Genomic DNA, 13,209 nt, shown 5'->3' with positions numbered 1-13,209 from the left:
TGTCAACCCTCCAGTAATAATTTCGTATTATTCTCAAAATTAGATCAATCTTATCTAAATTATATATTGTTTGGATGAATTATAAAACCTACACTATAAAAAAGACAACTGAAACGGGGGAGCGAACAATGACATTTCATCAATTACCAAAACGACAGGGCCTCTACCGTCCCGAATTTGAACATGACGCATGCGGTATTGGCTTATACGCCCATATAAAAGGACTAGCTACCCATGATATCGTGAAGAAAGGTTTAAGCATGCTTTGCCAGCTGGACCATCGAGGAGGACAGGGAAGTGATCCACTTACCGGTGACGGCGCCGGTCTTATGGTTCAACTGCCAGACGAGTTTTTCCGTCAAAACTGCAAGGGATTTTCTCTACCCGAAAAAGGTAGCTATGGAGTCGGGATGATATTCCTGCCGCAGGACGAAGAAGAACAGCTAATCATTAAGGATAAAATCAATCGCCTGATTGAACAGGAAGATCAAATCGTATTGGGATGGAGAAGTGTACCTGTAATTGACGAAAAAATCGGAATACTGGCTCAGGAAAGCTGTCCATCCATTCATCAAGTGTTTATTCAGGCTTCTGATGATGTGAAAAGCGGTTTGCCTTTTGAACGTAAATTATACTTGATCCGTAAACAAGCGGAAAACTGGGGCAAGGAAAAAGAACTGCGTTTTTATTTTACAAGTCTTTCATCTGAAACCATTGTATACAAAGGGCTGCTGACACCGGAACAAGTGGATACTTTCTATGTGGACCTTCAGGATGATGCTTTTGTATCGGCTTTTGCTTTAGTCCATTCCCGCTTTAGTACAAATACATTTCCTAGCTGGGAGCGCGCACATCCAAACCGGTACTTGATTCATAATGGAGAAATAAATACATTGCGCGGCAATATCAATTGGATGAAGGCCAGGGAACAGCAATTTGCTACAGAAGCATTTGGCGATGACTTGCCAAAACTTCTTCCGATTCTCGATACTGAAGGCAGCGATTCAGCTGTACTCGATAATGCTCTGGAGTTTTTTGTTCTGGCAGGCAGGGAGCTGGCTCATGCAGCAATGATGCTTATTCCGGAACCTTGGTCTGAGAATAATCCGCATATGACAGAGGAAAAGAAAGCTTTTTATGAATACCACAGTACGTTAATGGAGCCTTGGGATGGGCCTACGGCCATTTCCTTTACCAACGGACGTCAGATTGGAGCGATTCTCGATCGTAACGGGCTCCGCCCGGCGCGTTATTATGTGACAAAGGACGACTATATCATCTTTTCCTCAGAAGTCGGGGTAATTGATGTAGAGCCGGAAAATGTTTTATACAAAGATCGTCTTAGTCCGGGGAAAATGCTCCTGATTGATTTGGAGAAGGGCAGAATTGTTTCTGATAAGGAAATCAAAACTGAGCTTTCCATGGCTAACCCTTACCGCAAATGGCTCGATGAGGGTATGATCCGTCTTGATGACGAAGGGCAGCCGGAAGCACCTGACAGGGTGGATAACCTTATCCTCCGCCAAAAAGCGTTCGGGTACACATATGAAGATGTTCAAAAATATTTGATTCCTATTATAAATGAAGGAAAAGATCCTGTCGGATCCATGGGGAATGATACTCCATTAGCAGTTTTATCTGATCGTTCCCAATCATTATTCAACTATTTTAAACAATTATTTGCACAAGTAACCAACCCGCCGATTGATTCCTTACGTGAACAGGTAGTTACATCGACGGTCAGTTACTTGGGAGCAGAAGGCAACCTCCTTCAAACGGAAGCGTCGAATTGCCGCCGCATCCAGCTTGATACGCCTATTTTACCAGGCAGCACACTCGAATTGCTGCAACAAAATTTATTGCCTGAATTCAAAAGCAAAACACTTCACACTTTATTTTCTGAAGATTTGGAATCAGCATTAAATGCTTTATTTAACGAAGCAGAGAAAGCAATTGAAGAAGGTCATACTCTCCTCATTCTTACAGACCGGGGAATGGATGAAAAACTAACACCGATGCCTGTATTGCTCGCTACAAGCGGCCTTCACCATCATCTTGTGCGTGCAGGGCTGCGTACAAAAGTAAGCTTGATTGTTGATTCAGGAGAAACGCGGGAAGTTCACCATTATGCCGCTCTTATCGGTTATGGAGCAGATGCCATTCATCCATACCTAGCCTACGCGACATACCAGCAGGCTATTCTTGATGGACATCTTGAAATGTCCTATGATGCCGCCGTGAAGAAATATATTAAGGGTGTTACAGACGGCGTGGTGAAAGTTATGTCCAAAATGGGAATCTCGACGATCCAAAGTTACCGTGGCGCGCAAATTTTTGAAGCGGTGGGAATCGGCGAATCTGTAATTGACCGCTACTTTACCGGTACAGCTTCACAAATCGATGGCATTAATTTGCCGACCATTGCTCAGGAAGCATTACAGCGCCATAGTGAAGCCTACAATAAGAGGGAAGCTGAGGCGCTGGATTCCGGAAGTGAATTTCAATGGAGGAAATCAGGTGAGCATCACGCCTTTAACCCGAAAACAATCCATACACTTCAGTGGGCTTGCCGAAGAAATGATTACGATTTGTTTAAACAATATACCGATGCTGCAAACGAAGAGCGACTGAATTTCTTGCGCAATCTCTTTTCGTTTCCTTCCGGCCAGTCGATTCCGATTGAAGAAGTCGAGTCGGTGGAGGAAATTGTCAAGAGGTTTAAAACAGGGGCCATGTCTTTTGGTTCATTGAGCGGTGAAGCTCATGAAGCACTGGCGATTGCCATGAACCGTTTAGGCGGCAAAAGCAACAGCGGAGAAGGCGGCGAAGACGCATTGCGTTATATCCCGGATGAAAATGGCGATTTCCGCCGCAGTGCCATCAAGCAGATCGCTTCTGGACGCTTCGGAGTTAAAAGCCATTACCTTGTAAATGCTGATGAATTGCAAATTAAAATGGCACAAGGAGCAAAACCTGGAGAAGGCGGCCAGCTTCCGGGCAACAAGGTATATCCTTGGGTGGCTGATGTGCGTGGGTCAACTCCTGGTGTTGGACTAATCTCACCGCCACCTCACCATGATATTTATTCCATTGAGGATTTGGCGCAATTGATCCATGATTTAAAGAACTCAAACCGTGACGCGCGCATTTCTGTCAAATTGGTGGCCAAAGCGGGCGTTGGCACAATCGCTGCCGGTGTGGCCAAAGGTGCTGCTGATGTTATTGTGATCAGCGGATATGACGGAGGAACCGGCGCTTCACCTAAAACCAGTATCAAGCATACCGGACTGCCATGGGAGCTCGGGCTTGCTGAAGCTCATCAGACATTAATGCTGAACGGATTGCGTGACCGGGTTGTTTTGGAAACCGACGGAAAGCTGATGACAGGTAAAGATGTGGTTCTTGCCGCTTTGCTTGGCGCTGAAGAGTACGGTTTTGCAACTGCACCGCTTGTGGTTCTGGGCTGTGTCATGATGCGCGCCTGTCACTTGGACACGTGTCCGGTAGGTGTCGCTACACAAAACCCTGAACTGCGTAAAAAGTTTATGGGAGATCCGGATCATGTGGTTAACTTCATGCGCTTTGTTGCACAGGAAGTCCGCGAGATTATGGCAGAGCTGGGTTTCAGAACAATGGATGAAATGGTAGGGCGCAGTGATATTCTACAGGTAGGGGAACGCACAAAGCAGCATTGGAAAGCAAAACAATTAAACTTAAATAACTTGATTCATACAGTGGATGGTTCAGTAAGAACGTTCCAAACGCCGCAGAATCATAAAATTGACGAATCGCTTGATATTACAACCATCCTTCCGGCGATTGAACAAGCGCTGGAAGATCAGGAACGAGTTTATCTGTCTTACAGCCTCAATAACACAAACCGTGTGACCGGAACGATTTGCGGAAGTGAAGTTTCCAAGCGGTATGGTGAAAAAGGTCTTCCTGAAGATACAATTAATCTTCAATTTAACGGATCTGCCGGTCAATCCTTTGGAGCTTTTATTCCTAAAGGAATGAGCCTGTATTTAACGGGAGATGCCAACGATTACGTGGGCAAAGGTCTGTCAGGCGGTAAAATTATCGTTACTGCACCAAAAGAATCCGACTTTTTATCTGACACAAACGTAATTGCCGGAAATGTTGCGTTTTACGGCGCAACAAGCGGAGAAGCCTATATTAATGGGGCAGCCGGTGAACGGTTTGCAGTCAGAAACAGCGGTGCGAATATTGTAACAGAAGGAATCGGAGACCACGGTTGCGAATATATGACAGGCGGAAAAGTGGTTGTGCTTGGGGAAACCGGAAAGAACTTTGCAGCAGGCATGTCAGGCGGAGTGGCTTATATTCTTGCCACCGATAAAGAAGCCTTCTTATCACTTTGCAATAAAGAGAGTGTAGAATTTGAATCCTTTGCCACACATGAGGAAGAAGAAGAGGTAAGACAGATGGTTCTGAGTCATTATCATTACACCCTCAGTTCAAAGGCAGCCATCATCCTGAGCAACTGGGAGGAACATGCTTCCCAGTTTGTAAAAGTCATTCCTAAAGATTACAAGCAGATGATCCAAAGGATTGCAGAGCAGGAAAACACCGGAATAAGCCATGAGGAAGCCGTTATGAATGCTTTTCTTGAATCATCACCTTTAAAAAAAAGTCCTTCAGCAAAGAGAAATCAGCTAATTCTTAATTAGGAAAGGGGAGAGGACACATGGGTAAGACAACAGGATTTTTGGAATATGAGAGAGAAGAAGCTAAAGAACGTAATCCTCTCACTCGCTTAAACGACTGGAAAGAGCATACCGAACAGATGGATGATAAAACTCTTCACGAGCAGAGTGCAAGGTGCATGGACTGTGCGACACCGTTTTGCCACATTGGCATGGATATTGGCGGGATGACTTCAGGTTGTCCCATCCATAACCTGATCCCTGAATGGAATGATCTGGTTTACCGCGGAAAATGGAAAGATGCATTGGAACGATTGATGAAAACCAATAATTTTCCTGAATTTACAGGACGGGTATGCCCTGCACCATGTGAAGGTTCTTGTACCGTGGAGATTTCTTCACCGGCGGTTACTATTAAAAATATTGAACAGGCCATTATTGATAAAGGGTTTGAAAATGGATGGATAACTCCACGGATCCCTGCAATCCGAACGGGCAAGAAAATAGCAATCGTTGGTTCCGGTCCTGCCGGACTGGCGGCTGCCGACCAGTTAAACCAGGCGGGACATTCGGTTACCGTGTATGAAAGAGCAGAACGTGCTGGCGGATTGTTAACCTATGGGATACCGAACATGAAGCTTGAAAAAGAGATTGTGGAACGGCGCATTCAACTGCTGACACAGGAAGGCATCGACTTTGTGTACTCTACTGAAGTTGGAAAAGATATTACCGCTGATCAGCTGAAAGAACAATATGATTCTGTTATCCTCTGTGTCGGTGCCCAGAAGCAAAGAGATTTGGTATTGGAAGGCCGTGAAGCAAAAGGCGTCCATTACGCTATGGACTACCTCACAGGATCGACACGCGGTCTTCTGAACGAAAATGTACCGGCTCACCAGCAAATCGATGCAAGGGACAAAGATGTGATTGTTATCGGAGGAGGAGATACAGGCGCAGACTGTGTGGCTACTGCTCTCCGCCAGAATTGCAGAAGTATTACTCAATTCGGTAAGTATCCGAAGCTTCCGGAAGCGAGAACACCTGATAACATGTGGCCCGAGCTTCCTAACATTTTCACGATGGACTATGCTTATGAGGAAGCAGAAGCCAAGTTTGGCAAGGATCCAAGGCAGTATACAGTTCAGACGAAAAAGCTGGTTTCAGATAAGGAAGGGAATCTGAAAGAGCTGCATACGGTGCAGACTGTATTCACGACTGATGAAGAAGGAAAGGCTGTACTAAAGGAAGTGCCGGGAACAGAAAAGGTGTGGCCCGCGCAATTAGTCTTCATCGCCATTGGCTTTGAGGGGACTGAACAGCCCCTGCTCCATCAATTTGGAGTAAAAGCAACCAATCAAATAATTGAGGCGAAGCACGGGGATTATCGCACCAACGTAGATGGTGTATTTGCGGCAGGTGATGCCAGAAGAGGGCAAAGCCTCATTGTATGGGCCATCCAGGAAGGCCGTGAAGCCGCAAGAGAAGTGGATAAATACCTGATGGGAAGCACAGTGCTTGCATAAAAAAAACAGCCGACAGTGAATGTCGGCTGTTTTGCTTGTTATCGACTAGGCTTTTTGCTGTGCTGTGCAACGTTCGCATTCCTGAACATAGCACTCATGTTGTTCATCCATCTTCTTTCCGCATTCCCGGCATTGTTTCTCAGGCAAGTTACGATAAAATTCCAATGTCAACATTCAGCATTACCTCCTGTTTTCTGTTAAACACATTGTATTATAACAGTTCGATAACGTCAATATCTGTTATAGATTATTTTGAAAACGCGACAATAGGACTAGTGCATCTTTAATTCCCGATAGAAACGAGGGCTAAGGTCATGCGTGTGGCTTGCTGGATTAAGGGTATGGTTAAGTATATGTCCGAAAGTTCTGTTTTACCCCAGCTTCAGTAAGTGCTAAAATAATAACGATGAGTGAAACAGTGGATGGCAATCTGTTCTAGTACTGTTTTACCTGGAACATACATTTTGACAGGACAAAGGAGAAGAAGTATACGTATGGAAAAAGTATTGATTTTTGGACACAAAAACCCGGATACAGACACAATTTGTTCAGCGATTGTTTATGCTGATCTGAAAACTAAGCTTGGCCTTCAAGCAGAGGCAGTTCGTCTTGGAGAAGTAAATGGGGAAACCCAATATGCTCTTGATCAATTTGGCGCAGCTGCTCCACGTCTTGTTGATACAGTTGCCAACGAAGCGGACAAGGTTATTTTGGTCGACCACAATGAATTCCAGCAGAGTGCTACCGATATTGCTTCAGTACAAGTATTAGAAGTGATCGATCACCACAGAATCGCTAACTTTGAAACAAGTGACCCATTGTATTATCGTGCGGAGCCGGTTGGATGTACGGCAACGATCCTGAATAAAATGTACAAAGAAAACGGCGTAGCTGTGGAAAAGAACATTGCAGGTCTTATGCTTTCCGCCATTATTTCTGATTCCCTGCTGTTTAAATCTCCAACATGTACCGATCAGGACATTGCTGCAGCGAAAGAGCTTGCTGAAATTGCGGGTGTGGATGCTGAAAGCTATGGATTGGAAATGCTGAAGGCGGGTGCTGATCTCAGTGATAAATCAGTCAGCCAGCTGATCACACTTGATGCGAAAGAATTCCAAATGGGAGACAGCAAGGTTGAAATTGCCCAGGTAAACACCGTGGATACCGATGAAGTTTTTGAAAGAAAACAAGAGATTGAAGATGCGATCAACAGTGTTGTACAGGAAAAAGGCCTTGATTTATTCCTGTTCGTTGCCACAGACATTCTGACCAATGATTCGACTGGCCTGGCTCTTGGAAACAAGGCAGCGGTTGTGGAAAAGGCTTATAATGTTAAGCTGGAGGACAATACTGCTGTACTTGAAGGGGTTGTATCCCGAAAGAAACAAATTGTACCTGTACTCACAGATGCATTTAACCTTCTGTAAAAATGAGTAAAGAAGCCGGTCATTCCGGCTTCTTTTTATTTTTCGATAAATTCCTGTGTCCAGCAATCATCATTGCCGGTATAACCGATACCAATATGGGTGTAATCGGGGTTAAGAATGTTCTTGCGGTGTCCCTCGCTGTTCATCCAGTCATTGACAACTTGTTCAGGAGACTGCTGGCCGATGGCGATGTTTTCACCAGCCGAATCATAATCAATGTCCATCTTTTCCATTTGGTCAAAAGGAGAACCCTGCGTGGGGCTGTTGTGCGAAAAATAATCATTGTTGTCCATGTCATTTGCTTTGGATTGTGCCATATTGGTCAGCTGCGGATCGTATTTCAGGTCCGAAAGTCCATGCTTCCGGCGTTCCTGGTTGGTGAGTTCGATTACCTGCTGAATCATTTCCTGGCTGTATCCCTGATTGCCGGAAGGAGGGGCAGCTGGCGGAACGGCCTCGTTTATATCCGGATTGGTATCCATTTGGGTATCAGGATTATTGTATGAAATGTTTTCTTTTTTTGATTTTGATGTTGTTTTATGCCCTGTTGATGAGCGATACGGCTGGTTTTCCGATGTGAGATAACCATTGCTTGTTTTAATCGTTTTTTGGCCTGACAACGACTTTTTATTTTTCTCATCGCTGCGAAGTTCATCCTTATTGACATTATTGCAGCCTGCAAGTAAAAGAATGATCGTAAAGGCTGACAAAATAATCGGGGAACGCTTCATGTTACTGCTCCTTTCAAAATATGCTTTCTTTAAAGACGTCCATAGTATTTCACAATTGGAAAAACCCATACATAGAGTGCTGGCAATGTGATACTTCTGGTTCATGATGGGAAGCTTAAACTGTTGTGACAAGAAAAAAAGAGTTGAGCACTTTTCGTGCTTAAATTACTTTATGAAAGTATGATGGAAAGCAGACAGAGAAAAAAAGGAGTGTTTTCTATGAAAAATCAATATCAGCCTTTATTGGAAGGTTTTACTTTTGAAAATAGGATTTCTTTGAAAAACCGTGTGGTTATGGCTCCCATGACCAATTTTGCTTCCAACGAAGATGGGACGGTTTCTGACAGTGAAGTGAACTATTACATCCGCAGATCCAAGGGAGCGGGAATGGTTATAACAGCCTGTGCATATGTAAGTCCAAGCGGAAAAGGATTTCCGGGTGAATTTGGCAGCCACAGTGACGAAATGATCCCTAGCCTCAGAAAACTGGCTGAGAGCATCAAAAAAGAAGGTGCTAAAGCCGTTCTTCAAGTGTTTCATGGCGGCCGCATGTGTCCTCCCGAATTGGTGCCAGGCGGTGATGTAGTCAGTGCTAGTGCTGTGGCTCCTGAGCAGCAGACACCAACCGGAGAGCAGCCGCTGCCCCGTGAGCTTACCGATGAAGAGATCCAGTCCATTATCAATGACTTTGGCGAATCGGCCAGAAGGGCCATTGAAGCAGGTTTTGATGGAATTGAGATTCATGGAGCCAACGGCTATCTGATTCAGCAATTCTTTTCTCCGCATTCAAACCAGCGTACAGACAGATGGGGAGGAACGATTGAACAGCGTATGGCGTTCCCGCTTGCTGTGGTTGATGAAGTGAAGCGAGTAGTGAAAAACCATGCAAAAGAGCCATTTTTGGTCGGTTACCGGTTTTCACCGGAAGAGCCAGAAACTCCGGGAATTACAATGGATGAAACGTTGTTGCTGTTGGATGAACTGGCAAAAAAGAAATTAGATTACCTGCATGTGTCATTGATGGATTTCTGGTCCGTCCCTAGAAGAGGCGTGGATGATACGCGATCACGCATGGAAATTATCCAGGAAAGAGTGGGCAGTCAGGTTCCCGTGATCGGTGTTGGTTCCATCTATTCAGCAGATGATGCCCTTAAGGCAATCCAAACCGGAGTTCCGCTTATTGCGATCGGCAGGGAATTGATCATCGATCCTGACTGGGTTCAAAAAATTGAAGAAGGCCGTGCCTCCGAGATAAAAACGAAGTTGAGAAAAGACGCTCAACAAGAGCTTGTAGTACCGGATCCACTATGGCAGGCAATTATAAACGCTCCAGGGTGGTTCCCTGTTGAGGACAATCAATAAAAAATGAAGCCCCTTTTTTGGACTGATCCAAAAAGGGGCTTTGTTGTGGATAAGCATCCAATCTAAATTTATTGCAGTTTCATACCATGATAGCATCCTACTAAACAGGAGTGCAGATTATATGAAGACTGGAATTAGTAAGTGCAATGTTTTTAACCGAATGGCTCCTGGAACGAATTTTCAGGCCATTCTTATAGGAGTGGGACCTTTACCGGCGGGTTTTCAATTTATTGCTTTTGATCCCAAGAAAGGCTGTTTGACGGTTTCGACATCCGGTGGTGCCATTGTTGTATTGGAAACTGGCGACCTTGGAGGGGTTTATTTGCCCCCTGGCAATGTGCCAACAGGGGTTCTGATTACCAACTTGAATTTGGGCCAAAGGGGCGTGGAGGATCAGCTTGAGTATGTACAAATCCAGAACTTTGGTATCGCTCCAGTGGATATGACAGGCTGGACGATCAGAAGCACAAGAGGAGGACAGGTATTTACGTTCCCTGCGGGATATATCCTTCAGCCGGGAGCTACGGTTTATGTTACATCCGGTGCTTTAGCCATTGATGACCCGCCGACATATTTGAAGTGGACGACTGCTAATGTATGGAACAACAACGGAGATGCCGCTGTATTGTATAACGCACAAGGCCAGCTGATAAGTGAGTTCACAGCACCGCCTTTGCCACCCCTATAAAAAACATCCCGAGTTTTGTCGGGATGTTTTTGTGTATCAAACGATCTTAAAACCAATTTTCCCAAATTGAGAAGCGTTCTCCATACGGTTAAAGGCCTCTTTAAACTGTGACAGGCCATACACTTTATCAACAACCGGTTTGATGTTGTATTGCTCAATGAATTGAAGCATTTCTCTGTATTCTTCACCACTGCCCATGGTTGAACCCAATAAGTTGAATTGTCCGTAAAAGAATTTCCTGATATTTAGCTTCACTTCGTCGCCTGCAGAGGCACCAAACGCAACCATTGTTCCTCCGGTTCTCAACTGATCAAGCGACTTATTAAATGTTGCAGCCCCAACGCTTTCAATCACGAGATCCATCTTCTGATTCTCCAACTGGCCGTTCCAGTCGCCGTTGCTGTCAATCGCTTTTACTGCTCCGAGTTTGATGGCGGCCTCTCCTTTTTCTTTTGAGCGGGAGGTTACATAGACTTCAGCTCCAACCGCTATGGCAAACTGCAGTAAAAAGGTTGCAACTCCGCTGCCAATACCCGGGATCAAAACCTTTTGATTTTCCTGGATTTTTGCTCTCGTAAACAAAACCCGATAGGCAGTAAGAGCAGCAAGGGATAAGACACCAGCCTCCTCCCATGACAGGTGGGAAGGTTTTGGGAGGGCGTTTTCCTCAGGAATCACAATTTTTTCGGCGAATGTGCCATGGTATGGAAGTCCAAGCGTTTCAAATCCCTTGGGTGGTGCGTCACTTGTGTTTCTCCAGCCAGTTCCGGGGTTGATGATCACTTCATCTCCGACCTGCACGTTTGTAACATTTTCACCGACGGCATCCACAATTCCGGCACCGTCAGAACCAATGACCAATGGTGGATCTTCGGGTTGATGTCTTTGAAGAACAAACAGATCCCGATGGTTCAGTCCTGCGGTTTTTAGCTTGACCCTTACTTCTCCAGCTTTGGGTGAGGGTGTTTCCATTTCCGAAAAAAGAAGTCCTTCCATTCCTTTTTGCTTTTGATGAATAAGTGCTTTCATAAGAGCCTCCCGTTTTTTAGCTCGTAACCCGTCGCCTTTGGAAGCCATTGATTTTCGTTTCAGGATGCTCGCTTTCCGCACCTCCTGCTGGAGTCTCGCACCTTCCACTACAATCAATAAAAGGTTCTAATTAGAGCCAATATAGTTATGTACGATTATCTTTAAGTGTATCAAAGTGAGTGTACGGTGTCTGCTTTGCTGTTTCTTTAAAACTTTTTCTTGCTTTTCGAATGAAGGTGTATATAATATATAGTAACAAACTTACTTTTTGTATGTAACAAAAGTTAAAGGAGAATCTCATGAATTTTCATACTGCACCGAAAACCTTTGTTGAGCACGTTCATTTAATGGTTGAGGATTTAAACCGTTCATTATCGTTTTATCAGGATATTTTGGGGTTGTCCATCCTGAATAAAAGCGAAAAAAAAATTGATCTTACACTTGATGGCACCACCTCCCTTTTAACGATTGAACAGCCTTACAATGCCCAGCCGAAACAGCCGCGCACTGCCGGCTTATACCATTTTGCCTTGCTCGTTCCCTCCCGGAAGGAATTGGCCAGGGTTCTGCGGCATCTGCTCAATATCGGCTATCCTCTTCAGGGAGCAGCCGATCACCTTGTAAGTGAAGCGTTGTATCTAGCTGACCCGGACGGCAACGGGATTGAAATTTACCGGGACCGTGATTCAGCGGATTGGCAGTGGGACAATGGACAAGTCGTAATGACAACCGAACCACTTGATGCGGAAGGACTCCTCGCTGAAAGTGTAGATACAAATTATGAAGGCTTGCCAAAGGGAACCATCATGGGCCATCTGCATCTTCATGTTGCCGATTTGGAAGAGGCGGAAGCTTTCTATTGCAGCGGACTCGGGTTTGAGGTTGTCCAGCGTCTCGGCAACCAGGCGCTTTTCATTTCAACCGGCAACTATCATCATCATCTGGGACTGAATATCTGGAGTGGAAAAGGAGCACCTGCTCCTGCTTCCAATGCCGTGGGTATCCATGAATTCACGGTTGTGTATCCAACGAATGAAGCGAGAAGAGAGGCTGTCATGCGCCTTGAACAAGCAGGATATGTTTCAGCACAGTCAGAAACCGGCTATTATGTGACCGATCCATCCGGTACAAAGATGAAATTGGCTGTAGAATAAAGGTAATGAAAACCCCATCACATCGTCAGCATGTGATGGGGTTATTTTATGGTAAAAACAAATCAACCGATTGATAAGAAGTTAAAAGCGCTGTTACGGTCCCGGCAATCAGGATGGTGACAAAGGAAAACAGCAAATAAGGATCCTGCAGGAGAACCATACCGGCTGTAATGATAATCGCATCCAGGAAAATCATGAGAAGGCCCGGATTGAATCGAAACCATTTGGACATCAGGAGTGCCAGCAGATCAAGTCCTCCGACGCATGTATTATATCTCATCATTATCCCGACCCCTGCCCCGATTAACGCCCCGCCGATACAGGCACTTCCCCAAATGGGAACTTGGAACAGTTTCTGCAGAGGAAACATTCTGTCGATCAGCAGCGAGGAGAGAAGCATTCCCATAAGGCTGTTCAAAAAATAGATTTTATTATAGAAGAATGCCATGATAAAGACGGGAGCACTAAGACAGATGATCGAGAAGCCCACCTGAAATCCGGCGGTGTATTTGAGCAGCAGAGCAAGGCCGATAAAACCTCCGTTCAATATATGCTGAGGCAGAATAAAACCATTGATTCCGATTCCCATCAACGTGCTTCCGCAGCCGATCGCGATTAATTTATTCAT

At 45.0% G+C, this 13,209-nt stretch carries 10 protein-coding genes; 6 read left to right on the top strand and 4 right to left on the bottom strand.

The genetic code is table 11. The features are described 5' to 3' along the window. Positions 1–128: 128 nt before the first annotated feature. Positions 129–4,691, top strand: a complete 4,563-nt coding sequence (gltB, locus tag QYB97_RS01405; RefSeq protein WP_301164171.1) for a glutamate synthase large subunit — start codon at positions 129–131, stop codon at positions 4,689–4,691. 17 nt (positions 4,692–4,708) lie between these two features. Next, positions 4,709–6,190, top strand: a complete 1,482-nt coding sequence (locus QYB97_RS01400; protein WP_301164170.1) for a glutamate synthase subunit beta — start codon at positions 4,709–4,711, stop codon at positions 6,188–6,190. A gap of 45 nt (positions 6,191–6,235) precedes the next feature. Here the strand turns inward: QYB97_RS01400 and yhfH are convergent, their stop codons facing one another. Further along, positions 6,236–6,364, bottom strand: coding sequence for a protein YhfH (gene yhfH / locus QYB97_RS01395; protein ID WP_301164169.1), 129 nt, complete (start codon positions 6,362–6,364; stop codon positions 6,236–6,238). A 320-nt stretch (positions 6,365–6,684) separates the two neighbouring features. Between yhfH and QYB97_RS01390 the strand changes: the two genes are divergently transcribed. Next, entirely contained in the window at positions 6,685–7,617 is a 933-nt protein-coding gene (locus QYB97_RS01390) for a manganese-dependent inorganic pyrophosphatase (RefSeq protein WP_301164168.1), read from the top strand. A 35-nt stretch (positions 7,618–7,652) separates the two neighbouring features. Here QYB97_RS01390 and QYB97_RS01385 read toward each other — a convergent pair whose 3' ends face one another. After that, a complete protein-coding gene (locus QYB97_RS01385) occupies positions 7,653–8,348 on the bottom strand; it encodes a CAP domain-containing protein (protein WP_301164167.1) in 696 nt (231 codons plus the stop codon). A gap of 219 nt (positions 8,349–8,567) precedes the next feature. Here QYB97_RS01385 and QYB97_RS01380 point away from each other — a divergent pair, with 219 nt between their 5' ends. Further along, positions 8,568–9,710 carry an NADH-dependent flavin oxidoreductase gene (locus QYB97_RS01380; RefSeq protein ID WP_301164166.1) on the top strand — a complete coding sequence of 381 codons (1,143 nt, stop codon included), beginning with the start codon at positions 8,568–8,570 and terminating at the stop codon, positions 9,708–9,710. A gap of 121 nt (positions 9,711–9,831) precedes the next feature. Beyond that, positions 9,832–10,398 carry a lamin tail domain-containing protein gene (locus QYB97_RS01375; protein ID WP_301164165.1) on the top strand — a complete coding sequence of 189 codons (567 nt, stop codon included), beginning with the start codon at positions 9,832–9,834 and terminating at the stop codon, positions 10,396–10,398. Positions 10,399–10,434: 36 nt separating this feature from the next. On the opposite strand, the gene QYB97_RS01370 is transcribed toward QYB97_RS01375, so the two are convergent. Beyond that, positions 10,435–11,427, bottom strand: a complete 993-nt coding sequence (locus QYB97_RS01370) for a zinc-binding dehydrogenase (RefSeq protein WP_301164164.1) — start codon at positions 11,425–11,427, stop codon at positions 10,435–10,437. 299 nt (positions 11,428–11,726) lie between these two features. Between QYB97_RS01370 and QYB97_RS01365 the strand changes: the two genes are divergently transcribed. Next, entirely contained in the window at positions 11,727–12,581 is an 855-nt protein-coding gene (locus tag QYB97_RS01365; protein ID WP_301164163.1) for a VOC family protein, read from the top strand. Positions 12,582–12,627: 46 nt separating this feature from the next. Here QYB97_RS01365 and QYB97_RS01360 read toward each other — a convergent pair whose 3' ends face one another. Next, positions 12,628–13,209 carry a YitT family protein gene (locus tag QYB97_RS01360; RefSeq protein ID WP_301164162.1) on the bottom strand — a complete coding sequence of 194 codons (582 nt, stop codon included), beginning with the start codon at positions 13,207–13,209 and terminating at the stop codon, positions 12,628–12,630.

Origin of the sequence: Fictibacillus fluitans (genome assembly GCF_030418125.1) — a bacterium.
GTDB lineage: Bacteria > Bacillota > Bacilli > Bacillales > Fictibacillaceae > Fictibacillus_C > Fictibacillus_C fluitans.
The sequence above is the reverse complement of the archived record's forward strand: the minus strand, read 5'-3'. Positions and strand labels throughout refer to the sequence as shown.

Bases quoted from the DNA above. Each gene is read 5' to 3' on its own strand.
- gltB (WP_301164171.1), top strand. From the start codon at position 129: ATGACATTTCATCAATTACCAAAACGACAGGGCCTCTACCGTCCCGAA.
- QYB97_RS01400 (WP_301164170.1), top strand. From the start codon at position 4,709: ATGGGTAAGACAACAGGATTTTTGGAATATGAGAGAGAAGAAGCTAAA.
- yhfH (WP_301164169.1), bottom strand. From the start codon at position 6,364: ATGTTGACATTGGAATTTTATCGTAACTTGCCTGAGAAACAATGCCGG.
- QYB97_RS01390 (WP_301164168.1), top strand. From the start codon at position 6,685: ATGGAAAAAGTATTGATTTTTGGACACAAAAACCCGGATACAGACACA.
- QYB97_RS01385 (WP_301164167.1), bottom strand. From the start codon at position 8,348: ATGAAGCGTTCCCCGATTATTTTGTCAGCCTTTACGATCATTCTTTTA.
- QYB97_RS01380 (WP_301164166.1), top strand. From the start codon at position 8,568: ATGAAAAATCAATATCAGCCTTTATTGGAAGGTTTTACTTTTGAAAAT.
- QYB97_RS01375 (WP_301164165.1), top strand. From the start codon at position 9,832: ATGAAGACTGGAATTAGTAAGTGCAATGTTTTTAACCGAATGGCTCCT.
- QYB97_RS01370 (WP_301164164.1), bottom strand. From the start codon at position 11,427: ATGAAAGCACTTATTCATCAAAAGCAAAAAGGAATGGAAGGACTTCTT.
- QYB97_RS01365 (WP_301164163.1), top strand. From the start codon at position 11,727: ATGAATTTTCATACTGCACCGAAAACCTTTGTTGAGCACGTTCATTTA.
- QYB97_RS01360 (WP_301164162.1), bottom strand. From the start codon at position 13,209: ATGAATAAATTAATCGCGATCGGCTGCGGAAGCACGTTGATGGGAATC.